This is a genomic window from Asaia sp. A2, assembly GCF_057319415.1.
Map to the genome: position 1 here is coordinate 1 of NZ_JBXWTO010000022.1, position 25,013 is coordinate 25,013.

General features: G+C 56.3%; 20 protein-coding genes and 1 pseudogene. 10 read left to right on the top strand and 11 right to left on the bottom strand.

The window, feature by feature from the left end; genetic code table 11:
- The 3 genes and pseudogenes from ACWNRM_RS13830 to ACWNRM_RS13840 form a co-directional block, all read left to right on the top strand.
- Window positions 1–140, top strand: a pseudogene (locus ACWNRM_RS13830) (IS630 family transposase); the annotation flags it as partial.
- 55 nt (window positions 141–195) lie between these two features.
- Window positions 196–1,503 carry an aminotransferase class V-fold PLP-dependent enzyme gene (locus ACWNRM_RS13835; protein ID WP_485171322.1) on the top strand — a complete coding sequence of 436 codons (1,308 nt, stop codon included), beginning with the start codon at window positions 196–198 and terminating at the stop codon, window positions 1,501–1,503.
- Between the two features lie 668 nt (window positions 1,504–2,171).
- Complete coding sequence (locus tag ACWNRM_RS13840; protein WP_485171323.1) at window positions 2,172–3,254, top strand: IS5 family transposase; 1,083 nt, start codon at window positions 2,172–2,174, stop codon at window positions 3,252–3,254.
- 133 nt (window positions 3,255–3,387) lie between these two features.
- Here the strand turns inward: ACWNRM_RS13840 and ACWNRM_RS13845 are convergent, their stop codons facing one another.
- On the bottom strand, window positions 3,388–4,236 hold the full coding sequence (locus tag ACWNRM_RS13845; RefSeq protein ID WP_031240908.1) for an AraC family transcriptional regulator: 849 nt from the start codon (window positions 4,234–4,236) through the stop codon (window positions 3,388–3,390).
- Between the two features lie 184 nt (window positions 4,237–4,420).
- Here ACWNRM_RS13845 and ACWNRM_RS13850 point away from each other — a divergent pair, with 184 nt between their 5' ends.
- From ACWNRM_RS13850 to ACWNRM_RS13865, 4 genes are read left to right on the top strand one after another with little or no spacing between them, the layout of a single operon-like run.
- A complete protein-coding gene (locus tag ACWNRM_RS13850) occupies window positions 4,421–6,373 on the top strand; it encodes an FUSC family protein (protein WP_485171321.1) in 1,953 nt (650 codons plus the stop codon).
- Window positions 6,370–6,585, top strand: a complete 216-nt coding sequence (locus ACWNRM_RS13855; RefSeq protein WP_023978903.1) for a DUF1656 domain-containing protein — start codon at window positions 6,370–6,372, stop codon at window positions 6,583–6,585. Before ACWNRM_RS13850 ends, ACWNRM_RS13855 begins: the two co-directional genes overlap by 4 nt.
- Window positions 6,582–7,478, top strand: a complete 897-nt coding sequence (locus ACWNRM_RS13860) for an HlyD family secretion protein (protein WP_485171320.1) — start codon at window positions 6,582–6,584, stop codon at window positions 7,476–7,478. Before ACWNRM_RS13855 ends, ACWNRM_RS13860 begins: the two co-directional genes overlap by 4 nt.
- Complete coding sequence (locus ACWNRM_RS13865) at window positions 7,475–8,869, top strand: efflux transporter outer membrane subunit (protein WP_485171319.1); 1,395 nt, start codon at window positions 7,475–7,477, stop codon at window positions 8,867–8,869. The genes ACWNRM_RS13860 and ACWNRM_RS13865 overlap by 4 nt, the downstream gene beginning before the upstream one ends.
- Before the next feature lie 231 nt (window positions 8,870–9,100).
- On the opposite strand, the gene ACWNRM_RS13870 is transcribed toward ACWNRM_RS13865, so the two are convergent.
- From ACWNRM_RS13870 to ACWNRM_RS13880, 3 genes are all read right to left on the bottom strand, one after another.
- Window positions 9,101–10,579 carry a S41 family peptidase gene (locus ACWNRM_RS13870; protein WP_485171318.1) on the bottom strand — a complete coding sequence of 493 codons (1,479 nt, stop codon included), beginning with the start codon at window positions 10,577–10,579 and terminating at the stop codon, window positions 9,101–9,103.
- Window positions 10,580–10,836: 257 nt separating this feature from the next.
- Complete coding sequence (locus ACWNRM_RS13875; RefSeq protein ID WP_023978156.1) at window positions 10,837–11,166, bottom strand: HigA family addiction module antitoxin; 330 nt, start codon at window positions 11,164–11,166, stop codon at window positions 10,837–10,839.
- Window positions 11,156–11,446 carry a type II toxin-antitoxin system RelE/ParE family toxin gene (locus ACWNRM_RS13880; RefSeq protein WP_485171317.1) on the bottom strand — a complete coding sequence of 97 codons (291 nt, stop codon included), beginning with the start codon at window positions 11,444–11,446 and terminating at the stop codon, window positions 11,156–11,158. Before ACWNRM_RS13880 ends, ACWNRM_RS13875 begins: the two co-directional genes overlap by 11 nt.
- A 476-nt stretch (window positions 11,447–11,922) precedes the next feature.
- On the opposite strand from ACWNRM_RS13880, the gene ACWNRM_RS13885 reads away from it, so the two are divergent.
- Window positions 11,923–12,330 carry a VOC family protein gene (locus ACWNRM_RS13885; RefSeq protein ID WP_485171316.1) on the top strand — a complete coding sequence of 136 codons (408 nt, stop codon included), beginning with the start codon at window positions 11,923–11,925 and terminating at the stop codon, window positions 12,328–12,330.
- Between the two features lie 397 nt (window positions 12,331–12,727).
- Here ACWNRM_RS13885 and ACWNRM_RS13890 read toward each other — a convergent pair whose 3' ends face one another.
- The 3 genes from ACWNRM_RS13890 to ACWNRM_RS13900 all read right to left on the bottom strand — a co-directional run bounded on the left by ACWNRM_RS13890 (window position 12,728) and on the right by ACWNRM_RS13900 (window position 16,472).
- Window positions 12,728–14,584 carry a Hint domain-containing protein gene (locus tag ACWNRM_RS13890; RefSeq protein WP_485171315.1) on the bottom strand — a complete coding sequence of 619 codons (1,857 nt, stop codon included), beginning with the start codon at window positions 14,582–14,584 and terminating at the stop codon, window positions 12,728–12,730.
- 71 nt (window positions 14,585–14,655) lie between these two features.
- On the bottom strand, window positions 14,656–14,991 hold the full coding sequence (locus ACWNRM_RS13895) for a hypothetical protein (RefSeq protein ID WP_309683478.1): 336 nt from the start codon (window positions 14,989–14,991) through the stop codon (window positions 14,656–14,658).
- 59 nt (window positions 14,992–15,050) lie between these two features.
- Complete coding sequence (locus tag ACWNRM_RS13900; protein ID WP_485171314.1) at window positions 15,051–16,472, bottom strand: beta strand repeat-containing protein; 1,422 nt, start codon at window positions 16,470–16,472, stop codon at window positions 15,051–15,053.
- A 135-nt stretch (window positions 16,473–16,607) separates the two neighbouring features.
- Here ACWNRM_RS13900 and ACWNRM_RS13905 point away from each other — a divergent pair, with 135 nt between their 5' ends.
- Window positions 16,608–17,480: a LysR family transcriptional regulator gene (locus ACWNRM_RS13905; protein WP_485172239.1), complete on the top strand. Its 873-nt coding sequence runs from the start codon at window positions 16,608–16,610 to the stop codon at window positions 17,478–17,480.
- A gap of 184 nt (window positions 17,481–17,664) precedes the next feature.
- Here ACWNRM_RS13905 and ACWNRM_RS13910 read toward each other — a convergent pair whose 3' ends face one another.
- The 4 genes from ACWNRM_RS13910 to ACWNRM_RS13925 form a co-directional block, all read right to left on the bottom strand.
- Window positions 17,665–18,525 carry a fumarylacetoacetate hydrolase family protein gene (locus ACWNRM_RS13910; protein ID WP_252848185.1) on the bottom strand — a complete coding sequence of 287 codons (861 nt, stop codon included), beginning with the start codon at window positions 18,523–18,525 and terminating at the stop codon, window positions 17,665–17,667.
- Window positions 18,526–19,261: 736 nt separating this feature from the next.
- Window positions 19,262–20,827, bottom strand: a complete 1,566-nt coding sequence (locus tag ACWNRM_RS13915) for an efflux transporter outer membrane subunit (protein WP_222546373.1) — start codon at window positions 20,825–20,827, stop codon at window positions 19,262–19,264.
- Between the two features lie 10 nt (window positions 20,828–20,837).
- Entirely contained in the window at window positions 20,838–21,914 is a 1,077-nt protein-coding gene (locus ACWNRM_RS13920) for an HlyD family secretion protein (protein ID WP_222546372.1), read from the bottom strand.
- Window positions 21,915–22,167: 253 nt separating this feature from the next.
- Window positions 22,168–23,808, bottom strand: a complete 1,641-nt coding sequence (locus ACWNRM_RS13925) for an MFS transporter (protein WP_374709108.1) — start codon at window positions 23,806–23,808, stop codon at window positions 22,168–22,170.
- Between the two features lie 244 nt (window positions 23,809–24,052).
- Here ACWNRM_RS13925 and ACWNRM_RS13930 point away from each other — a divergent pair, with 244 nt between their 5' ends.
- Window positions 24,053–24,994 (top strand): LysR family transcriptional regulator, encoded by a 942-nt coding sequence (locus ACWNRM_RS13930; protein ID WP_222546370.1) that lies wholly within the window; start codon window positions 24,053–24,055, stop codon window positions 24,992–24,994.
- The last annotated feature ends 19 nt before the right edge of the window (window positions 24,995–25,013 follow it).

The following is a 25,013-nucleotide window of genomic DNA, read 5'->3' on the forward strand; positions in this document are numbered from 1 at the left end:
CCAAACTCAAGGCCCATCTCCGCCGCGCCGCCGAACGCACCCGCGACGGGCTTTGGAACAGGATCGGCAAACTCATCGATCAGGTCGCGCCCGCAGAATGCGCCAACTTCTTCACCGCCGCTGGATACGAGCCAGATTGAGAGGAAAACGCTCTAGTTTCTTTTTTACTCTTTAATTTTACCTAGGGACAACGTCATGACTACCTCTCCCAACCGTCGTTTCCTGCTCAAATCCTTCGCTACAGGTGCTCCAGCGTTGCTGGCATCAAGCTCCGTTGCAGCTCCGTACCATCCGCAAGAGGCCGCCCTTGTGCCTGGCTCGATCCCTGTTTCGCAGCTTCCGTTTCATTACGACGTGAACCGGGACATCCATAATCTGGAGAATGGCTATTGGGGAGTTATGCCGCGTACGATAGCTGCGGAATACTCACGACAGATCACTATGGTGAACCGCGATAACTCTATATGGGCACGCAACGTGCTTCCAAGCGGCTCGTGCCTGGCAGGAGGCGGACAGGAAGCTCAGGCGGCAATCGCGAGACAGGTTGGCTGCTCACCCGAAGAAATCGCCGTCACACGCAGTGGGTCAGACGCTTTACAATTGCTCATAGTTAATTATCGCCTGCTAAAAGCTGGTGAAGCTGTGATCTATTGTGACCTGGATTACGATGCGATGATCGATGCGATGAACTGGCTCGGTACGCATCGTGGTGCAAAGGTCGTGCGCTTTGCAATGCTGGAACCCGCGACGACAGCCAATATACTGCAAGCTTATCATGATGTGCTAGAACGCACACCCAATGCGAAGCTTCTGCTTGTGACACAGGTTTCTAACCGGACAGGCTTGGTGACGCCGGTCAAGGAAATTGTAGCCATGGCACGGGAACGTGGCGTGGATACCGTGGTGGACGTAGCGCACGGCATCGCCTGCCTTGATTTCAAGATTGAGGATATTGGCGCCGATTTTGCTGGATGGTCCGTGCACAAATGGACGTCAGCGCCCTTAGGGACAGGAGCGATGTATATCCGTTCTAGCCGACTTGAGGACATAGACGTTGCTTACGACAACCATCATATTCCAGTTAGCAAAATACAGGCACGTGTGCCTGCAGGGACGATCAATTTTGCGGCCATACTGACGATCCCCAAGGCAGTTGATTTCCATTTTGCTGTAGGAGCTGCGGCGAAGGAAGCACATTTGCGAGCACTACGTGATGGATGGGTCGATGCTGTGGCAGACCTTCGAAATGTCGAAATATGTGTACCCGCAGATCCCGCCCGCTATTGCACAATCACTAGCTTTCGTCTCAAAGGCATGACGACAGAGGCCGATGCACTACATTTGCAGCGCGTACTGCTGCAGAAACACAACGTTCATACAGTCTGGCGCGGCGGCATTGCCAAGGGACCCGTGATTCGCGTGACTCCCGGGCTTTATAGCAGCCCGTCTGACATAGACGCGTTGGTAAAAGCGCTACAGGCTGAACACTCTCTATTTGTCTAGGCCTTGCTCATAGAAAGAGTTGATCCAAAGCCTTACGGCGGCGAGATTGCGGAAACGTTTCAAGGACTAGGCGGACATGTCGTAGCAAATCGCGATACGGGGCAGTTGCTTGGGACCCACGTACATCCGCCCAATACGATTTCGGTCCCGTAGCGTTGCAAGCCTGTTTGCAGAAGCACTTCTACGGCCTTTGCGTTATGGAGTGACCGGGGGTATCCCCTGGATCAGTAGGTTCAGGCACACGCTGTGGCTCCCATAGCATCTGCCAGCCCGCATACACTACGAGTTGAGATCTAAAGGGAACACTGGGGCACTCACGGCTTTATAGTCCGAGACATACCCGCCAGCTGGTACAAAGCCGAAAGGACGACCCCAGATTACGTATTTGGAATGACATTTTTAGTAAATCCAAATCAGGTTTTAGCAAAAATCTGTCCTGTGAGCCTTCCTGTTTGCCCCCCGTGCCCCGCGAATATCAGGATTGCGATGCTGCCAGTGGTCGGTCGGCCCTGTTTCTACCAGGGTTCTCAGCAGGACATGTCACGTACGTTGTTCGGCCCAATGCCTGCGTTTAGGCGGCAGAAGAAACCCAGTGGAGGGTTCGAAAAACCCCTGTGGTCTGGGGCTGCTGGTGTGATTCTATCCCAGCTGTGATGTTGGGGGGGGGGCTGATGAAGCAGCCGGGTTTCTTTGATGTTGAGGAGCGGCTTGCGCGGTTGAGCGGGCTTGGTGACCAGCTCGAAGCGCTTTCCCGGACTGTGGATTTCGAGGCGTTCCGCCCTGATCTGAAGAAGGCTCTGGCTTACTCGGACGGGAGCAAGGGCGGGCGTCCGCCGTTCGATCCGGTGCTGATGTTCAAAATACTGGTTATCCAGACACTGAACAATCTCTCCGATGAACGGACGAAGTATCTGATCAACGACCGTCTGTCCTTCATGCGTTTCCTGGGTCTGGCGTTATCGGATCGGGTACCCGATGCCAAAACAATCTGGCTGTTTCGCGAGCATCTGACCGAGGCGGGCGCCATCCAAACACTGTTTGACCGGTTTGATGCTACCCTGCGCAACGCTGGGTATTTGCCGATGTCCGGCCAGATCCTGGATGCCACGCTGGCGGCAGCGCCCAGGCAGCGCAATACCAATGCGGAGAAGGCCGATTTTCGGGCAGGGCGGATCCCCGAAGGCTGGGAAGACAAGCCGGCAAAGCTGTCCCATAAGGACAGGCATGCGCGCTGGACGCTGAAGTTCACGAAAGCGAAGCGGCAGGACGATGGAACCATGCCGTCGAGTGATCTCGCCATCCCATTCTTTGGCTACAAATCCCACGTCTCCATCGACCGGAAGTTCCGGTTCATCCGAAAATGGAAAGCGACGGATGCCGCCGCCAGTGATGGTGCGCGATTAAGAGAGGGGCTGTTGGATAAAACCAATACGGCCTCAGGCGTCTGGGCAGACACGACGTATCGCTCCAAAGCCAATGAGGCCTTCATGGACAAGGAGGGCTTCGTCTCGAAGGTTCACAGGAAAAAGCCGCATCTCAAGCCCATGCCCCGCCACATCCAGCGGTCCAACGCAGGGAAGTCGATGATCCGGTCGCGTGTCGAGCATGTCTTTGCCGATCAGAAATCACAGACGGGTCTGTTCGTCCGGACCGTGGGCATAACGCGAGCCACCATGAGGATCGGTCTGGCCAATATCGTCTACAACATGCGCCGCTTCCTCTTCCTCGAAAGACTGAACGCGAGCGCGTAGCCATCCCGGAGGAAACAGCGCCCGATCTGCCCAAAGCGCAGACCAAAAGTCACCCCGGAAACCGTTAGTCAGAATGACAAAGCCCTAAATCACCAGCCAGCTCCATCAACCAACGGTTCTTCGATCCCTCCACCTATTCCATGCGCATACGCTTGTCCGACGTTCCGGAGACTTTGCATGTGTCCGGTCGTGATCGATCCTGCAGGTTAGGCAGGTAACGGGAGGGCGTGTAGCCGACCGATTTGCGGAACATTGTGATGAAAGCATTTACTGACTCATAGCCAAGCGCGATAGATACGCGCTGCACACTTGTGCCGCTCACCAATTCACGGAGTGCGACAACCAAGTGCAGTTGTTGACGCCACCGACCGAATGTTAGTCCGGTCTCACGGATCATCAGCCTTGCCAGCGATCGTTCGCTCATCGCGATACGCCCAGCCCATTCGGCCAAAGTACTCCGATCTGCCGGGTTCGCCGTCAAGGCGTCGGCGATCGCGCGGATTTTTATGTGGTCTGAAACGGGCAAATTGAGCCGCTGTTGTGGCATCGTTGCGAGTTCGTCAAGCATCACTCGCGCTATTCGTGCGGCGTGGCTGTCAGGGGAATACTCGTCCCGTTCGGCGGCCAAACGATCGATCATCGTTCGGATCATCGGCGTTATCTCTAATGCGCAGCAATGGTCAGGAAGACGGCTGGCATCCCTTGCAACAAACAGATAATCGACCCGAGCGTTCTCGGTTGCTCTCGCGCTGTGCATCACCCCGCTTGGAATCCAGATCCCGCAATTTGGTGGAACGATCCACACATCACCAGCAGCGGTGCAGGTAACCGCGCCGTAGGAGGCTACAATCAGTTGCCCCTTGCTATGCCTATGCGTCGGGACTTCGGACGCCTGATCAGTAAAGTCTAGCCGATGAGCGATCGCAATCGCATTCGAGCTATCCGGATCAACAAGGGTGATGACTGATGGGGGATGAACCAAGTTTTTGGCAGTTTTCAGTGATTGAATGTCCGGATATCTAATTTTATAAGTTCTTGCAAGTCGTTATCAACAAGGGATGACATTAACTTTTCATAGGTTGGCCGGGTGTAATGGGCCTATCCGTAGGCTACTGCACCTTATCCATCACCCAAGGATAGCAGGGCTCAGGACGGACGCTGATGCATTGCTTTATTCCGGCAAGTGCTTCGCAGCCGCTATGCTGGCGTATTTTATAGCGCTTCGTATTGGATTGCCGCGCCCCTCGTGGTCGATTGTTACCGTCTATCTCGTATCCCAACCTAGCGCCGGGGCGTCGCTCAGTCGCGGGCTATATCGCCTTACAGGTACTTTTATCGGTGCTATCGCGACTGTTGCAATCGTCCCTAATTTTGTCAACGAGCCGATAGTTTGCAGCGTGGTGCTCGCCTGCTGGATCGGTCTTGGCCTGTTCGTGTCGCTACTCGACCGTACGCCGCGCGCCTACGCGTTTGTTTTATCCGGCTATACCACCAGCTTGATAGGTTTCCCTGCCCTAGCATCTCCCGGTACCGTATTTGATATTGCTTCGGTGCGCGTTCAGGAAGTCGCTCTGGGCATCTTCAGCTCTGTTGTGGTTCATCGTTATATCTTACCTCGGAGGCTCACCAGTCAGTTTCTGTCCAAGGTCATGGCGATCTCTTGTGACGTGCGCAGACTAGCTGGCGACGTGCTGACCGGTTCTTGTGGTAATGACCGGTATCGGTTGGCTCTGGATCTTCTTGCGTTAAGGGGATTAGAGACCCATCTGCCGTACGATCCGATCATTGTCGTTCCACACGATAGGACCTTGCGTCTGATGCATGATCGTCAGGTGCGGTTCCTGCCGCTTCTGTCGGACCTCGAGGCCCAGCTCAAGGCCGTTAAAACCCTCGGGATGCCGCCGGATCTCGATCATCTTCTAGGCCGAGTATGCCAGTGGCTTACCTTGGGTACGCGAGACGAACGTGAGGCGGAAGTGCGCGCGTTGAGTCATGATGCGAGATCGCTTGCCAATGCTGATGCCCCTGCCCCCTCGGGGATGCTGGCAGGTAACATCGCCCGTCATCTCGCCGATCTCATCGATCTCATCGCCGATGTGGAGCAGCTTGCTGCTGCGACGTGCCCAGGAATGAGAACTCCGCTGCGATTGCATGGCGAGAAGGTCCCCAGGGGTTATGTTTTCCATCGTGATGTCTTGATGGCAGGACGTGCTGCCTTGGGCGCGACGGTGGGGATTGGCATCGGCTGTCTCATCTGGATCTGGTCAGCGTGGCCGGATGGCGGATTGGCCGTATCAGTGGTGGGCGTTACCTGTGCGCTGTTCGGTAATGTCGACGCGCCCGTGCCTTACGTCCGCAAGTATCTCGTCGGCTCTTTCTACGGCGTGGTGATCAGTCTGATATATAGCTTCGTAGTCCTACCGCGCGTCTTCGATTTCTATGTTCTCGTTGCGGTGCTCGCTCCCGTGTTTCTGTTTGCGGGATCATTGCAGGCACGGCCGGCTACCGCATTTATGGCGCTCGGTATCACGCTGACGACGCCGATCCTTGTCGGGCTAGGTCCTGTATATGGCGGATATTTTGCTGAAGCCATCAACAGCGGCATCGCCTTATTCCTCGGAATAGGTTTCGCGGCAGCGAGCATGGCGCTTTTGCAGACTGTGTCTCCAGATGTCGTAATCGACCGGCTGGTTCGACTGGGGCGTCGGGACGTGGCGCGGCTCGCTCGGGGCATAGGGCCCGGCGAGGCAGCCTGGAATGGTCTGATGGTCGATCGTATCGCCTTGTTGCTTCCTCGGCTTGGGTTCTCGCCACGCTCTGCTATGGGAACTGCAGAGGCAATCGTTCGCGACGTGCGTATTGGTCGGTCGTCGAACCGTCTACGCGGTTGCTTGGAGCGAGGCGAAACGGCGAGGAATGGAGAACTGCGCTTATTGCTCGGTGATCTCGCAGAGTATTTCGATAAAGATGAGTCCTCGCTCGAAGTGCTGAAACGTCGAGTGGACATGCTGATAGCCTCGGCGACACTGACAGGCGATGCGGATCATGATTTGCGGAATCACCTCATCGATCTCCGCTTCGCGCTTTCGCCTGTCTTGGACGGGCAGGTGCAAGCATGATTCCCGATCTCTGCCTGAGTGGCGTCTACATACCTGGCTTCTTTATCGTCACGTGTTTGGCTCTGCTGATGACCGTCACGGCGCTGCACCTGTTCTCCATCACAGGCGCGTCGCGATGGTTTACCACACGGAGCATCGTCGAAATTGCCGTCTTCATCATTCTTTTAGGCCTGCTTGTTAGGGCCATTTCCATCATCGGACCACATCCATGAAACATTACCGCGCCCTTTTGAGCCGCTACGCCGTTACTTTGGTGTTCGTCGCTATCGCTGCGCTGGTAGCGCTGGATTTGTGGGATCGCAGCGAACATGTACCATGGACACGCGACGGCCATGTTCGCACCGACGTAGTGCGAGTGACGACGGATGTTGGTGGTCTCATCACGCAGGTTCTGGTGCACGACAATCAGGTTGTGCGCCCGGGGCAGCTTTTGATCGTCATCGATCGGCCGCGCCGTGCGGCAGCTTTAGGCCACGCAGAGGCAGCTATCGCAGAGGCGCGGGCTCAGCTCGATCAGGCGCGCAAGGAGGCGCGCCGGGATCTCGCTTTGGGCAATCTCGTCGCAACCGAGGCGCATGAGCAGAATGTCGCCAAAACAAGAACGTTGGAAGCGGCGTTGAAACGCGCCTGTGCTGACCGGGATATAGCGCTCCTTGATCTCCAGCGCACTGAGATCCGCGCTACCGTTGCCGGCATCGTGACGAATCTTGACCTTCATCCTGGTGACTACCTGTCTGTCGGAACGCAGGCCATGGCTCTGGTCGATATCGGGTCGCTACGGGTAGAGGGGTATTTCGAGGAAACGAAGTTGGGGCGTGTCTCGGTTGGCGACAGGGCCCGTATCCGCCTGATGGGAGATGGTTCCGATATTGCTGGTCATGTTGAGAGCATTGCGGCCGCGATAGCCGACGACCAACGCAATGATACTGTCAACCTCCTGCCAAAGGTATCACCAACATTCTCCTGGGTGCGGCTCGCTCAGCGTATTCCGGTTCGAATACACATAGATCACGTACCATCAGGAACAAAGCTTATCGCCGGGCGGACCGCTACGATAGAGATCATTCCAGCGCCTCTCTCGCCTGGGGTGGAGAGCGGCAGTTGAGACCCCTTCTTGCCCCTTTACTGGCGCTACTCGTAGCGGGGTGCGTGGCAGGTCCTGATTATCGCATTCCTGGCAAGGCAATGATCAATCAGGGTGGTGCAAAGGCCCCATTTCTCGGAGATAAGACCAAAGGCCTGGCCCGCGCGGCGTTACCTGCACACTGGTGGCGCCTCTACAATGATCAGCAACTTGACGTTCTTGTTGCTGCAGCCCTAAGGGCAAATACTGATCTCCGTAGCGCCGCGGCCAATCTCCGTCGTGCGAGCATACTCATACGCGAGGCAGAGGCAGCACGAATCCCGACGACTGATATCAGCGGTCAGACAACCGGTGCGCGTCTAGGTGGCCCGACACGGTTTCTGCCAGCACCCTTCAGTTATGCATTGGGCATCAGCGCCAGTTATCCGCTCGATCTGGCAGGGGGGATCAGGCGTGGCATCGAGGCCGCCAATGCCCAGGCAGAGGCGGCTCGTGCGGCGCGTGATCAGGTCAGGGTCGTGGTAGCTGCCGCTGTTGCTCGCAGTTATGCTCGTGTCTGCGCTGACGGCGTAGCTTTGACCGCTGCGCGGCGTGTTGTTGCTATCCAACAGGCAACTCTAAATGTAGCTCGTCATATGGCTCGGGCAGGTCGTGGGACCCGTTTTGATATTGATCGCGCTGATGCGGCGGCTTCCACTAGCGAAGCCGTTATACCCGACATCCTTGCTGATCGTAGGACCGCCCTGTTCATGTTGGCGACTTTGATGGGGCGCGTGCCATCAGACTATCCGCGCCGACTTGAAGAATGCGCGACTATCCCTTCCCTATCTCGTCCGCTGCCTGTCGGAGACGGGGCGATGCTGCTGATGCGTCGTTCCGACGTAAGAAGAGCAGAACGATTACTTGCTGAGGCGACTGCGGGTATCGGCGTGGCCAGAGCCGATCTGTATCCGAAAGTCAGTCTCGGTGGCTCGGCTGGGACCAACACGTCGGTTGGCCACGCGCTTTCTCTGTCGTCATTTGGCGTAAGCGTCGGCCCGATGATTTCCTGGTCTTTTCCCAATCGCGTCCTTGCGCGGGTGAAGATCGACGAGGCCGACACACAGGCAGAGGCCGCGTTGGCTGCGTTTGATGGCGCAGTCCTTCTCGCACTGCAGCAAACGGAGACTGCCCTGTCTGCCTATACACGCACGCAGGAACGTCTGGATGTGTTGGAACGAGCAGCCCAATCTACTAGCAGGGCAAGCGACGAGGCCAGATTGCTTCAGCGTTTTGGGCGCACACCCTTCCTCGATGTGCTTAATGCGCAGGCCAGTTACGCGAATGCACAAACACACCTTTCCTCTGCGCGCATCGATCTGATTGATCGACAAATCGATCTTTTCCTGGCCCTTGGCGGAGGATGGGAATGATGTCCGCCAGCTTGGCGTATGCACCTCTACTTCCGATAACCATCGAACATTATCGGAAGTAGGGGAAATACGCAGAAAATTGCGACGCGCGAATTGGAAAGTTACCTCGAGAGCAACAAGCAGAACAGAATCGCGTATGCGATAACGAGTAAGTTGTGGTTGGGCCGCTGCCATAAGCTCTTCTAGTTGGGATCGAGAAGCGTGAACGCCAATTCTTGCCAAAATCTGCGCCTAGTGGGGTTTTCGAGAAGCGCCTGCCAGATCGTTGGTGATCGCCAGTAAAGCCCGTTCGGCCCGTGCCCGTTCGCTTTCGCCTTCAGTTGGTGGCACGGAAATGTCGGGCACAATGCCAGCTTCCTCGTTTGCACCCTTCGCACGTAATCTCATGCAATTCGGCACTCGGAAACGAAGACGCGAATGTCGAAGGATGATGGGGTCGCTTTTCGTCATGAAGCCGCACCCATCTCCACCTGTGCGATTGCCAACAAGCTTCGCGATCCGGTTGTCTTGCATAACGGCTGCAAACATTTCAGCCGACGAATAGGAGCGCTGGTCGGCAAGAACGTAAGTCGGCCCGGTCCAGCTGCCAAAGAATGATTGAACTGTGGATGCAGAAGAAAGAGCGGCTGCAGCTTTGCTGTCGCCTAGGGCGTTTCGGGCCAGCCCAGCGGAGTAGCCTCCAGCATAGCCCGCAGAGAGTAGCCGATTGCAATTCGTCGGCGACCAGGCGCGTTGTTCGCGCCAGACCCATGACAAGTCGCAACGATGCTTACCAATCGCCGCGGTCTGCTGGGAGAAAAAGGATCGTGCATCTGTGAGCGCAGCCTTGGCGTCGTGCGACTGAGTGGCGGCGAGCGCTTCGTTAATATCTCTGATCTCGTCAGCGAAGTAGCGACCGGCATCGGATGCGTCTGCCATTAGAAGCCGTGCGGATCGTACCGGCCTGTCCGTAAAGAGACGGGGCGTCCAATCGCCGCTATCGTCGCCTCCGCTGTTATTGCTAATATCAACGACAAGGGCCGTGGCCCCGGTGTGACGCAGCGCCCTGATCTCAGCCGCCATATCATGAAACCAGCGTAACTCCGCCGCTTCACGCACTGAATTGGGAGTGATTGCCCTGCCAGCCTGCCGCAGGTCTGCCCAGGCATGCAAACAGGCGGCAGGAAAGGCGCGGGCACGGAAGTTCTGGATGCGGAGGATACCAAGCGTCACGCCCGATCGCGTGATTGTGCCGGTCCTGAACGTCGAGCCAAGCCCGTCCAATATCAACTTGAAGCCGGGTAGCCCTTCCAGTGGCAAAGAAAAAGCGACTGATCCGGTCGAGGCGTATCCCAGCGCTGCGCATCCTTCGATCGGTGCCGCCGGATCAAGAGCAGGCCGGCTGGGCTCAATCGGAGGTGTCGTCGCTACAGCGAGGTACGGCAACTCCGAGAGATGTCCATCATGAAAGCCAGCGATAAAAGCGCGAATGGCGTCGGCCGCCTGGGTGTCGTCATTTGCCGACGCCACTGCAGCCGCAGTATTACGATCAAGCGCAGGCAAGTCGATTCCGCCGGCGTCGGACGCCTTCCATGCGAGATTAGCGTAACGGTCCACCAGCTCGGATTTGAGCTGTGAATAATCCTGTTGCCACGCTTTGCGGTCAAACGAGGCGGCCGCAGATGCCGTCGAGGTCAGCAGACTTAAGACAATCGGTAGAAGCAGACGCATATAGAGCTCCATTGGGGCAGCACCGTATGCCCATGGGCTAAGCCGGATCATACAAGCCGGGCGTTACGCGTGGCGACGATACTCAGAAGGCCAGCAGTCTAGCACGGAAAGATCGAGAGGTTGGGAGAAAGCACGGCTCTCTCGCTTATCGCCTGGATTAAGTCGTCCCCAATTCGCACGCCAGATGAAGCAGTCGAGATGAATTGGGAGGGGCAGTCGAATAAACCCCTGCCCTGTCTACATGATAATATGCTGCTTCATACCCGCCGCTCTAGGGTATTTGCCCGATTTGGGATTCCGAAATGCTGAATGCACAAATTGCTCGCATGTGCTCTGGCCTGAGCAAGGTCGAAGGTGCTCTGCATGCGCATCAGCGTTTCGGCTCGTACGCCAAAGGCCTTCTCGAAGCGGATCGCCATCTCTGCGGTTAGCCCACACCTCCCATTCAGAAGGGCGCTGATCGCCTGGCGGGAAACCCCCAGATGCTCGGCGACGGTGTTGATCCTGATATTCTGAGGCTCAAGAAGCTCGGTTTTGATCCAGTCCCCGACATGGACTGCGAGCGAGCTATGCATCTTAAGCGCCATGGTCGTCCTCCAAAGCCATATCGCAGAGTTGTCCCTGCTCATTGAGACGAAAAGTAAGCCGCCAGTTTTTAGTGACGGTCATGGACCAGGTGCCTGCCCGCTCTCCGACCAAAGGATGCTGGCTATAATTTGGAGGCACCGTGAGCTCATCGAGTGATTCCGCAGCGTTGATGAAGGCGAGCATCTTTCGTAACCGGCTTACATCGCCGACCAGCCCTTTGGCATTTCCCGTCTCAAAAAAGCGTCGGAGGCCTTTGTGGCTGATGCTCTCGATCTCCATGCGTGTAAGGTAATGCATTACATCAACGATGTAAAGACGATCGTTACGTCGAGCGTATGGGCGGTTAGGGTGATAAGATCGACGATCGGAGAAAATGGCTGTTTCCCGCCATTCCCCTACTTCCGCTTCTTTCTATTATCGGAAGTAGGGGAATGGCGACGGAACGGTGATGAATGGGAATGATACTAGGACATAAGTTTGTTGTGCTCGAGATCTATGAGAGTATCCGCAACGTTGGATCAGTGTCTAAAGCCTTGACCTACCACGTTCTTCAGCTACGGTAGCGTTGCCTAAAAAGACAGCGATGTAGGTATGGTGACAACCTGCGGTCTCTCTGGAGACAGTCACGCTTGAGCGTTTGAACCCGCTTTTGGCCATGGCCGGACACAACGAGGATTGGCCTCGTTAGTGGTCGGTCGTCGCTGTCTGCATCGCGATTGGCTCGTGTCCGTCTCAATAACGGAAAGGGACGATTCATGAAGCTCAATCACATTAATCTCTACAGCCATGACATGGAAGCTGACCGCGTCATGTTCGAGCAGTATTTCGGCCTGCAAACACTCGTCGTACGCGGAAGCAGGATGGCGATTATGCAAGATGATGACGGTCTTATCTTGATCGTGAATCATTTCGATAGGCAACTCGATGGGTTCGAATACCCAAGAAATCTCGATATTTTGCATATCGGCTTCATTCTGAGGTCCCGCGAAGCAGTAGATGCTTTGTTCGCTCGACTGAAGGTGGATGGCTGGGAAACTCAGATGCCGCACAAAACGCATGGCGCCTGGTCGTTCTACTTCCGGGCCAAGGGCGGTTGTTTTATTGAAGTCACGACGGTGACGCCAATCCGCCCTGAGGAAGCGTATGCCGGTGGGCCGCTTTAAAACCCTCCGGGAGATTGGGGAGTTCTACCAACCATAGGTACTTCGGCTTCGCGAGAAGACGAAGTACCTATTCCACGCGCATACACTCGTCCGATGCTCCGGATACTTTGCATGAGTCCGGTCGTGCTCGGTCCAGCAAATCAGGCAGATAACGAGAGAGCGTGCAGCCGCTGATTTGCGGAGTATTGTGATGAAAGCACTCACTGACTCACAGCAGAGTACGGCAGATGTGCGTCGCGTGCTTGTGCCGCTCACCAATTCACGAAGTGCGACGATTAGGTGAAGTTGTGGGCGCCACCGACCGAATGGACACTCGTCCCGTTCAGCGGCTAAGCGATAGATCATTGGCGGTGTCGTTTCAAGGAAACCACCTTGCACTCGATAGGGTATCAAAAAACTAAGTGGCAGTCTTTGCAACAGCGGGATTACGCCCAACTGTATCCCCCCTCATCTTCTCCGGCTGCTTGAGGGGATAGGGGCCGCCTGCCAGAATATCGATACATAGTATCGCGAACGATGTCGGGTACCGTACTGGCAAAACGAGCGTCGCGTCGCCATCTGTCCATCGCATGTTCGCTTCCTCCAGCGGATGCCAGCCTGCGATGTGGTTATTTTCCAGATGAATACGGATCTCACTGGTTTTGCTCGCTTCAAACAGAGTGATCTTGCTTACCAAGACACCAAGATATCGACGGTCATCCACGAAGGGACCTATGGCGTCACAGGGCCGTGATACATTGGACCGCAACCTCAAGACCTGGATATCGGGAGGCAAAGAGAAAACTACGCGGTCCGGAAAGATGCGTCGAGGCCATAATATCGACTGATCTTCGGTAACCAACTTGATGTCCCAATCATCCGTTATGAAGGGCACCCCGTCACAGGAGGGCATGGACGCTATGGCACGCGCCTTGCATGCTTTGAAAATTGGCTCGACAAACGCACGATCCACGCAGAGGGGGGCGGCAGAGCGAGACCAATCGCGCGGCGTCTTTATAGGCGTTGCTCCGCTTGATGACGAGAATGCGATACGATTGCCCGTATCAAGATAACTCTCGGTTTCAGCGCCGTTTGCATAAATGACAGCGTGCTCGGCAGTTTCAAGGTGGTAGTAACGATACTCCGTCAGTGTCCGATCATAAACTATATTTTCACCATTCACCAGCATACGTGCCGGTACGAACCGTCCGTCAATGAAGACACAGTGCTCCGAAGTTACCAGCAGATCCTGATAAGGCCTGTCATTCCCAAGAGCATGTTTTTTTATTCTCACGGGATAGCCAGCTTCATCATCCGGGCGATCCGGATTGATTGTCCTGTGTCTACTCCCCACCCAGATGATCTTTCGCACTGCCAGTTCGCCGCTGGCACTCACAATGACACTATCACCGCTCTTGAGCGTTTCGACAGGTCTATCACCATCAGGCGTGCGGATCATGCTTCCTGCAAGGAAGCACACACTTGCCAGAGCTTCGATCGATAACGTTGTACCTGTTTTACTGATGGTGAGTGGGCCACGCCCGGAGGTCGAGTAGGTTCCGGCTGTGAAATTTGTGCCCGCGACCGCTATCAAAGCGATGGTGTTGCCGCTACTATCGGTGACGGTAATCGTCTGGGAATTACCCGACGTCGCAATCTGGTAAGCGGCCGGTGTCGAGGACAGGTTCGTGAACTGTATGATGTCACGGGCGGCGTCAAACCCTGTAATCGTTGTCGATGACAGATTGACCAGAGCCCCTCCGGCATTGGCTATAAATGTCCCACCACCTTGGCCGAAATTGATTGTGCTCCCTGACAAAAGGCTGAGCAACCCGCTCCCGTTGCTGAACACACCTCCACTATTGATGTTGACGGTCGTGCCACTCAGGGCGTTCGCCACAAGACCGGATGCCAGGGTGGCGTTGCCCCCATCGACATCGATCGTAGTGCCGCTCAGCGCCGACGCACCGGTAGATATGACCGCCGTACCCCCGACATGGATCGTGGCGCCTGAGAGAACGCTCAGAACGGTGGTCACGGTGCCTGAGAACCCGGGGGGAATCACATACGTGCCGCCGCCAAGTCCGAGGATGGATACAATGCTGAGAGTTGTGTTGGATGTGGTGAGAACATTACTGGCCGGTATTCCGGTTACCGTATTCGTCCCGCCATTCGCGTATGTGATGAGAAGGTCGTAAGTCGCCCCTATACCGAACAGCCCGGAATGATAGGTAAGGCCGTAAGTCACGCCACTGGCGTTTTTGTAATTTGTCATTTGGGAATACTCCCGGCAGGCTGCTGTCGCAGCATCCGTTCAGCTCAAGTGCCGTCGCCTGTCTTGAGGGTTCAGTTCAGACGATCCGCCGGTAAATTATTGCGGTCGATCATTGCGAGAGCCTCGAGCAACGATCTTGCGAGCACTTTGGTCGCGTCTCGGGTCAGGCGGAGATGTACAGTTGCCGAAACTGCTATATTCTCGCCGACCGGCCGCTCTGCCGCCAAAGTGACGGTGACTACGTCGCCGATGGTCCCATAGACGGGCACTTTATCGGCAAATATCATTGGGGCATTGTCGACATTTGTCATCACAATACGCTTGGTCTCGCCAGCGCCACTCGGGGTGCCGACATCGGCTGCACGCTCAGTACTGACAGTCCTGTCGTTTCGGCTGATCTTGCTCATCCCTGTCTCCTTGTCCGCGAAATTCGGACCGGGCGATCCCGGCCCCCATCCGGTTTGAATTACGAAATGGTGATACTGGACGCTTTCAGATCTCCCACGCCTAGAAAGGTCACCTTCATATTGTTGTCGAGTTGTAGCGTCGTATTGCCGCCCGAAACTGTTGCGGTATCCAACAGGTTCTTGACGGCCTGATCGGCATCTGCGGGCTTGTAGTTGTACATGAAAAACATGTTTCCGGCGGCGCTGCCAAAATCGGTGATGGTGATATCTCCACCATTATGCCCGGCAAGAACACCGAAACTATTGGCCGCACCATTTCCGCCGGTGACGGTTGCATAACTGTTTCCGTTCGCGTTTTCGAATTGTGTTCCAAACACAAAGTGATCAGAGCCCGACCCACCGATGAGCGTGTTGTTGCCCGCCCCTGTCCAAGCCTCCAGCGTCCCTCTGGATGAGGACGCGTCGATATATTGATCCCCGGTGGTATTGGGTTGATTGGCCGTAAATAGTGTACGTCCGGCTGTATCGACCGTCGCGTGCAGGCTGTTAGCGCCCCAGATGGTTCCTAGACCCGCATTGATGGATGTATCGCCGGTACCGGAGATGAATTGCAGCGCACCAGAGACGCTAATGGCCTGCGTTGTCCCGTGATAGACCTGCAAGTCACCGGCCGCAGAAATCGTGTCTCCGACTGTCCCGATGATGGTTCCTGTCTCACCAGTAAAAGTTACAGTCGATCCCGTACCGCCAAAAACGGAGCTATTGGTTCCAACCGATATGCCGCTGCCTGTGAGCGCCGTGTCGACGACTAATGCATTGGACTTGAGAGTGACGCTCGAATCTCCGCCGATCAGGGTGACCGTATCGGACCCATTTTCAACACCTGTGATCGTGTCCTGACCCTCGGACGCCACAAAACTCGTCCCCGTGCCCAGCGTGATGAGATTGCGCCCCTCTCCAGGACGAATATTGTTGACGCCACGTGCGGCAATGATGGTGTCGTCGCCCGAACCGGTTGCAATCGTCCAGTTTCCGCTCCGGCCAGTACCGTCGAAAAGGTTATTGCCAGCCGTCGATACGAAAGTTCCGTTGTAGTTCCCGGCGTAGAAACTCGTGCTCTCCGTGTTGCCCGCCAGCACGGAGAGGCTATTTGACGTTATACCACTCCCATTAACGGTGACAGGCAGTCCCAGGGGACTGATGGCGCCGCTTGCGCTGTTTTCCGAGCCAATCAAGAGATTGGTGTAATTACCGCTCATGGCGAAAGAGCCACCAATGGTCACGACACCTTGCGCAGTACCCGTGGTGATGTTCGATACCGTGCCCAAACCCCTACCGAGATCAATCGATCCAAACGATCCACCACTAGCGGCATCAAATATCTGTTTCGCGTAAGCGGACGCCAGGCTTTCCATCCGGGCCCCGTCTACTGTGACCTGGACTGTCATGCCCGACGAACCAACTACAGTGACAATGCTCATGTGGCCGCCTCCAGCATAAAGCGTTAAAAGCAGGAAGCATGTCAGGGGTCCTGCTCAACGACATCAGCTGGGATTATGCAACATCCTATCATCCTACCATTATACCGATTAATGTTTTATTCATACCGAATGGGTATGGATCTAAGGCGACTTCGATCGTTCGTGGCTGTGGCGCAACTCGGGAGTCTGACCCGTGCTGCGCGTCATTTGCACATCGAGCAACCGCCGCTGAGCAGACAGATTTCGTCTCTTGAAAAAGAGGTCGGTTTTGACCTTTTCACTCGATCGCGAACTGGGATGAGACTTACCGAGCTTGGTTCTGTATTGAGTCGGCACGCAAGTCGAATCGTGGAGGAAATAAATATATTAGATAGTATTATAGAAATATCCAGGAGAGAATACAACCACAAGATAAATATAGGACTTGCAGATGGTTTACATAATCTCGACCGGCTCATAAAATCCATGATGGTCATGAGGTCTTTTGACTCTCAGGTAATTTTCGGATTAAAGCACGACTGCAATGAAAATATTATCGCTATGCTCAAAGATGGGGCGGTAGACGTCGCTCTAATTTGGGGAGAGGCTGACGATGATAATTTTACGAGCAGAATTATACTTCAAGAAAAAATGTTCGCGGTAATACCAGACAAAAATTCTAAAAAAAATAGCTTCTACCAGAGCATTTACGATGTGGATTATAAACACATATTGAGTCCGTCAAAATATCGCAATAAATACTTTGGAGACATGATGGAAAATCTATTTCCACCCGAGAGTACAGTAAAAACCAACCTCAATCACGATATCGACTTGTTATCTCTCGCCCCAATGGTCGCTTCCGGCGCAGGATGTGGCTTTGTTCCGGAGTTGCTCACCGCTACCAGCGTAAATGGGGTCTCCTATGTTGAAGTCCGTGGTGATGAAGCGATATGTGTGGCGTCTCTGGTAACGCGTCGTGAAATTCTGCCACCTCTTGTGCGGACTTTTCTGTCCAGTTTCAGCTAGACAAATACCAAGGCATGATTGCTGCGTTCAAGACAATCCGCAACAAGGATAGCGTTGGAAGACATAGGGGTTCCTTGGGAGGGGTAAGTAAGACTATTGAAAGTTATATACGCCATCTTTTTTTACAAACTTACATGCATAAATTAGTCATCTTTAAGTAACTAGAGTAATATCCAAGTAGATTTCAACATGATTTTTCATCTATTTGCCGCACGACGTATTGCTTCTGCTGTCCGAGCCCGCCGATTCCGAGTTCGACAACATCTCCAGGACCAAGATAGATCGGATTTGGTTTCATCCCCATACCTACTCCCGGTGGGGTGCCGGAGGCGATAACATCGCCCGGGAGCAAAGTCATATAGCGACTAACATAGGCCACTATCTGCGCCACAGAGAAAATCATTGCGCAGGTATTGCCTGTTTGCATCCGACGCCCGTTTACGTTCAGCCAGATATCCAGCTCTTGAGGTCGAGGTACATCCTCTTTCGTGACAAGCCATGGGCCGAGTGGACCGAATGTATCGCAGCCTTTTCCTTTGTCCCATTGGCTGGATTGCATTTGGAAAGCACGCTCGGAAACATCATTGGCGATGGAATAGCCAGCGACATAGCGTAGTGCCTCATCCTCTGTCACATTTCGCGCGCGCGTGCCGACTATGATGGCGAGTTCGGCTTCCCAATCGAGTTTTGTGGCGCCTTGGGGCATTATGATTGGATCATTGGGTCCCGACAATGCGGTGATTGCCTTCAGAAATATGATTGGCTCTGCTGGAAGAGGAAGACCCGCCTCTTCCGCGTGATCGCGGTAGTTAAGTCCAATGCAGATATATTTTCCGATTTCTGAAACTGGGACACCCAGACGGGGATTAGACTTAACCAAGGGTAGACTTGATGGATTGATAGCAGCCAATTCGGCTAGCCGCCTAGGGGCTAAGACGGACGCCGAGACGTCCTCGATGACACCGGTCAAGCTTCGCAATAGGCCAGCTTGATCCACCAGGCCCGGTAATTCCTTTCCCGGCTCTCCGTAACGGCATAATTTCATATCTGAATCCTCGCCTGTCTGTCGTGATCACAAATGATCGCGGCGGATGCTTCGAATGCGTAAGCGGTCTATGTTGTGTATCCTGTAATTGCTTTACTGCTCCCCAGGTCCGATTCGTGCCCAAGTATCTGCGCCCGATCCGTTATATCGAACGCGCAGGTGTATTGATACGTATAGGTCGGGATAGTGCTTGTCCGTTCGTGGGCAGCGAGGGGCAAGACAGGGGGCCTTATCGTTAGGGCCAGTGAGTCACCTCGTTGTCCCGCCTTTGTTTCCTCTGGATCATCAACCAAAAAGCGGCTGGCGCGCAGAGCAGTGTGTTGCCAAGAGCGACTTTTGACGTGGCGCAAGCCGACATCAGACATGCAGCCTTCGTCTTCGGACATCAGCCTGAATGAAAACAGCACAGCCGGGTCACCTTTGGCTGCCCACGTCCCCAAGATTATGTCTGCACCAGCGCTAAGGACCAGGCAGTCGCCGGACCTCAGACAGGCGCTGTCCGCCCCATTTGTCGCCGTTATAACCGTATCATCAAGTACAAAAGTTCCAATGTCGACAGCAGTTTCGCGTCCCAGCCTAAAGGCCGCGTCGGTCCTCAGTTTGATCGGTTCAGTCACACCTATTCGCCCCCAGCGCCTGAATGCATGGTCGCTACAGTTCCCAAACGAAAAATGACCGCCAATTGTGATATCGTGCTTGACCATATGAACCAGTTCGTCAGGGTGTCGTACCGTGATCATCCCTCCCGCCTTTTATCGCTGGCTGATTTCAGAACCGCCTGCTGCGTCGTAGCGACAGGATATCGTGGTTCCCAGCCTCCACCAAGTGCGCGGTAGAGACGTGCCACAGAAACCGAAACCGTCGTTGTCGATTGCACAAGCTGGCTCTGGCTTGTCAAAAGCGCGTTCTGTAGTGTCAGCACATTCAGAAAGTCTGACGCCCCATGCACATATTGCAACTGGGCGAGGCGCACGGCCATCTCGTTCTGGGCCACGGTCTCCCTCAGGCGGTCACGCTGCTGCTGGGCGGCCGAGAAGTCAGCCATGGCATCGTCGATTTCCTGCCATGCCTTGAGGATGGTGCGCTGAAGGGTTATCGCCGCTTCCCTCTGCTGCGCACGGCGCAGGCGCAACTGCCCCGTCAGGCGGCCGCCTTCGAACAGCGGCAGCGTCATGGTCGGGCCGAAACCATATTGCCGCGAGGCCCAGGAGCCGAGCCCGCTGAACTGCAGCGCCTGCACGTCCAGACTGCCGGAGAGGGTGATGCGCGGAAAGAAATCCGCTACAGCCACGCCAATGCTGGCGGTGGCAACATGCAACTGTTCTTCTGCCATGCGAATGTCGGGCCGACGCTCCGCCAGTCGTGACGGCAGACCGACGGGCACCGTATCGGGTACCGGCGGTATCGGTGCCGGCGTGCCGAGCTGTGTTCGGAGCGCTCCCGGCTCACGTGCTACCAGAAAACTCAGCGCGTTGATCAGATGCACTTCCTGTGCGCGCAAGATCGGCAGGCGCGACTGGAATCCGCTGAGCTGACCACGGGAATCCGCCACGTCGAGTTGCGTGGAGGCGCCTTGCGTGAAGCGCATCGTCGTCAAATCGACACTATGGCGCGCGGTGTCGATATTGCGCTCGACGATTGCGATCTGCGCCTGCACGCCGCGCAGATCGAGATAGTCCTGCGCGGTCTCGGCCATAAGCGAGACCAACACGTCGCGCTGCATGTCCTGCGTCGCCTGGACCGCCGCAGTTGCGGCCTCGACCTGGCGTCGGACATGACCCCAGAGATCGACTTCCCAGGACGCACTCATGCCGTATTGGGGTAAGTTGAAGGAAGGATTGCCGACTGTGCCCGGCATGGCCACGGGACCGAAGCCCTGCGCGCCGCTGGCGACATCACCCGCGCCCGCGCGTTCCAGCGTGCCGAGCAAGCCGAGGATACCGTTGGTACTAGCCCGCTCGCGGGCATAGGAGGCATTCCCCTCCATATGCGGGAACTGTGCCGCACTTGCGATCCGCCGCTCTGCGATGCTTTCTGCAAGGCGATAGGCGCTTGCCCGCAGATCCAGGTTGGCGGACGCGACCTGTTGTTCCAGTGCGGTCAGCACCGGATCGCGATAGATCGTCCACCATTGCGGATCGGCGGGACTTTCCTCGGGTCGGCTTTCAGCATCGGTCATGCTGCGATGCCAGTGCGGCCCGCTTGCGATATCGGGCTTGTTATAGTCGGGCCCAACGGTGCAGGCGCCGATTAGGAGCATGCTCGCCAGGGAGAGCGTGCGTTGGCTAAAGCCTATGGTCATGATCCGTTCCTCACCGCCACAAATAGCGGGGATCGTTCGCCCTTACGCCCTCGGGATGCGATGCCGTGTCGATCCGGACTTCGACCGACATCCCGATCCTGACCCGCGCCGCCAGAGTCTGGCCGGGATCGAGGACGATGCGCACCGGGAGGCGCTGGACCACCTTTGTGAAGTTGCCGGTGGCGTTGTCTGGCTGGATAGGCGCGAAGGCCACGCCGGTCGCCGGCGGGATGCTGTCGACATGGGCATGGAGAGGCTGACCTGGGAATGTATCGACCCAGACCGTCGCTTTCTGCCCCGGCACGACATGCGTGAGTTGCGTCTCCTGGAAATGGGCGACCACAAAGGCGTCCTGGACCGGGGTGACAGCCATCAGCGCGCTGCCGGGATTGACGTAATTGCCCACGCGCACGCCGCGAGCGCCGACCACGCCGTCCACCGGGGCCGGGATGGTACAATAAGACAGGTCCAGCGCCGCCCGCTGCTGCTCGCCCTCGGCGCGGATCAAATTCCCTTTGGCGCGCTCGATCTGGGCTGTGAGCACGTCCTTTTCCTGTATTGCGGCCAGTACGGCGGCCTCGTCGCGTGCTTTGGCGGCCATGGCCTGGCGGGTCTGTGCGACCGTATGCTGGCGCTGCTCGATCGAGCCGGCGCCGCCTGCGGCCAGCGTGCGGTAGCGCGCCTCGTCCTGCTGGGCGAAAGTAAGTGAGGCGTCGTCGGACTGTACCGCAGCGCGCGCGGCGGAGATCAGCGCGTCCTGCCGCAAAAATTCCGCCTGCAGGTTGACGATGTCCGCCCGCGCGGCGGCAACGTTGCCCTGCGCCACCTTGAGTGCCGCACGGTAGTCGTCATCCTCTATATGGGCCAGCACCTCCCCCTTGCGGACGCGCTCGTTGTCCTGCGCCATCACGGCATCGACGCGCCCGCCGACCTTGGGAGCGACGACGGAGGAATAGGCCGACACGTAGGCGTCATTCGTCTCGACGTTGACACCATCGCCGAGCACGAGCCGATCGCCGCCCCAGGCCGCCGCTCCTAGCACCACGACGCCGGCCACTAGCAGCAAGACCTTCGTTGTTGCGTTCATGAATACTCCCTCTGGCGGCCCCGCTGGCCGCATTGTCTGTCGCGGATTGCGCGGGACCGTCAGGTCAGCTTCAGGTAGATCGTCACGACGAGGGCCACGAAGTAGCCCTCGATCCGGTCACGCAGCGTCCACCTCGGAGCTATCGAGCAGCTCGTATAATCCGATGATAGGATGTCTCGATGCCGCAGTCGGCGAGCATTCCGATACGAACTGGTCTTCATATTAGTCTCACATGACATACTGCCCGCCGCCGTCAGCGAGCGGGAGCGGTGGTGGAGAGCGCGCGGGGTGGATAGACCCGTTGCGGCAGAACCAGATTGAGGGCGAGCAAGACCGCGCAGACGCCGATCATGATCGTGTAGATGTCTGCACAGGCGAGAATGAGCGCCTGCTCCGATACCTCGCCGTGCAGCAGGACGATCATGTTCCAGTCAAGTCGGGCTGGATCTGCGATATGCGGCGCCAGAAGCGCATGCGCAGGGTCGCCCCAGGGCTGCAAACCGTTATGGTTGGTGCCATATGTGTCGAGCAGCATGGTGGAATGGAATTGCTCACGCCGGCGCAGCAACGCGGAAATGACGGCCGCCGCAATCGCGTTGGCCACTCCTTTGGTCATGTTGAACATGCCGGAGATGAACGGCCCGTCGGCCGGGCCCAACCCCATCGTTGCCAGCATCAGGATTGCGATGACCATCATGGGCTCACTGGCCACCTGCAGGAACTGCATGGCGTAGAAGTTCTCGCGGACCCAGTCGGCATCGATCCAGGTGCCCAGGAAATAAGACAGCCCTTGGATCGCAAGGCCCGTCATCAGCACATGACGGCAATCTACCCGGCGGATATTGCACAAGGCCGAGACCAGCGGCAGCGCCAGCACCTGCGGTACCGCCAGGATCAGCATGACCGGCGCGATCTGGATCGGGCGATAGCCGCGCACCTCTTCCAGATAGACTGCAGGAATTTCCGCTGTGACCGCGCCCAACACCAGAACCGCCGCTAATGTCAGCAACGCATCTGTCACGTTGCGCTGCTTGAGCAATTGGATTCGGAAAAATGGTACCGGATGGAACCATTCATTGACGATGAAGAGAACGAAAAGAAATCCGCCGCCAAAGAACAGATGAGTGATCAACGGCGAGCGAAACCAATCCAGCCGGTCCCCCTGTTCCAGCGCAATCACCAGCATGCAGATTGAAGGCAAGCCGGTGAGAAGGCCACGCCAGTCGAACTGACGGAAACGCTCCAGCCGGATCGGGTCCTGCGGGAGGCCCCATGCCACGCATATCATGGAAACGAGACATAGCGGCACGATCTGCCAGAACAGGAACGGCCAGCCGACATACTCGAACCAGAATCCCGCCAGCGGCGCGCCGCCCAGGTTCGGCCCGAAGGTCGCGGTTAGGGCATAGGCACCCAGGCCGTAGATCTTGATGTTGGGCGGCAGGAAGCGCAGCGCAACTGTCATCAGCATTGGCGGCAGACAGCCGCATGCCATCCCCTGCACGCAGCGCAGCAGCAAAAGCGATGTCAGGTTGGGCATGAAAGGGGCGATCATACCAAGCGCGCCGACTAGTCCCGTCATCGCGATCGTCAAGCGGCGGATGGAGAACGTCACCGAGCACCATGGCGCAAACGCCATCGCGGCGATGTTGAAGGCCTCGAACAGGGCCGTGAACCAGGTTCCCTCGTCGTGCCCCAGATGGAACGCGCCCCTTATATCGGCAAGCCCCGCCTCGGTCGTGTGCTCGTTGAAGCCCGCCAACAGGACTGCCAGCAACACACCCGCCAACCCCGTGGCCAGGCGCAGACCGAACACCGGCGCCTTAGGGGGTGCTTCGGGACGGATCGGTATGCGGGTCAATTCCGTGGCGCCGCCGGCTAGGGACCATGTCATACTATCTGCGTGGTCCATGGGACACCTCGCCGCGGGATCATTGAAGAATGCTTTCCAATTTGAAGAAACATCCCATCTTTGTGAACACTCAATTATGCAATCGTCTGAGAGCAAATATGGAATTGGGCAGTGTCAGATATCGATTGCGACAGGGCGAAGTGTCTGCCAGCTTGTCCGGAAACAACGCAACAAAGATACAACACAATTCATCCTATGATCGGATCTTTAAGCAGGGGAATATTCGATGGGGAACATAACAAGCGGCTACGACCTCAATCTCCTGAAGGCGATGAACGCTTTAGTCGAAGAAGCGAGCGTCACTGGGGCAGCCGCGAGATTACAGGTGAGTGCCGCAACCATGAGCCGCACGTTGTCGCGTCTGCGCGAGACATTTCGAGATGCCATTCTGGTGCAGTCAGGTCGTCATATGGTGCCGACACCACGCGCCCTGCAGATGCAGCCGCGACTCAATCAGATCCTCGCTGCTATCGGTGACCTCTATCACCCGCGCCGTGAACTAGATTTCACGGGCTTGGCGCCGATTTTCCGTATCCGGGCCGCTGACGTGGTGATCGGTCCATATGCCGAGGCGCTGCTTCGTGCGTTGCGCGTCGATTGTCCCGCCACCACATTGATTTTCACAGCAGAGTCCAGCAGCGACGATAGCGATTTTTTGCGTCAGGAAGGGATAGATCTCTATATTGGAGCCACAGCGTTCCTGCGGCCTGAGATCATGCGGCGGAATTTGTTCGAGACCCGATTTCGCGGCGTAGTACGGGCTGGCCATCCCCTTCTGCTGGGCGACATCACACCTCAGACCCTGGTGACTTACGATCACATTGCCGTCTCACGCCGGGGGCGACGACGGGGACCGATCGACGAGATACTCTCGGATCAATATGGCTTGACACGCAACGTCGCTCTTTTACTCACTTCTTTCTATGCTGCGCTTCAAGGTCTATCGCAGACCGATCTCGTTCTCTCAGTACCCGATATCGTCATCGACGCCTCACGACTCGATCGTTTGGGACTTTTCGCTTTTCCATTGCCGATCGAGCTTGATCCCGTAACTATTTTTCAAGCTTGGCACCCTCGGCACGAGAACGACCTGATTCATCAGTGGCTGCGACGCACTGTGATGCAGGTCATGTGTCGAAGTCACGTTGCGAGAGGGTCAACAGTCTAGGTAATAAACACGCGAGTGG